Origin of the sequence: Cobetia sp. SIMBA_158, from assembly GCF_046566945.1 — a bacterium.
Classification (GTDB): Bacteria; Pseudomonadota; Gammaproteobacteria; order Pseudomonadales; family Halomonadaceae; genus Cobetia; species Cobetia amphilecti.
Genome location: NZ_JAWJYL010000471.1, coordinates 1 through 266, shown reverse-complemented (window position 1 = coordinate 266; position 266 = coordinate 1). Strand labels below are relative to the sequence as shown.

The following is a 266-nucleotide window of genomic DNA, read 5'->3' as shown; positions in this document are numbered from 1 at the left end:
ATATCGGGATCAAGATTGATTTTTTGCCTGCCCGTCACTTTCAACGCCTGAATTTGCTGGCGTAAGGCGTTAATGGCGGCGGCATCGTCGGCGCTGGAGTCTGCGGCCAGTTCTGCCAGCCGTGTCAGCAACGCCTGCTGCTGCCGCAATGCTGCCGCCGTTGCCAGCTCTTCGCTAATCACCGCACCGGGCCACCAGCTGTTTGCCAGCCGCGGTTGGCCTACCAGATCGATTAAATGCTCTGCGCCCGTTAGCGTTTTGGCCTC

The 266-nt window shown here is 59.4% G+C and carries 1 protein-coding gene; it reads right to left on the bottom strand.

The genetic code is table 11. From position 1 onward, the window contains the following. Nucleotides 1-266 (bottom strand): capsule biosynthesis GfcC D2 domain-containing protein (locus R2R70_RS20720; RefSeq protein ID WP_410979009.1); only part of this gene is annotated, 266 nt, incomplete at both ends.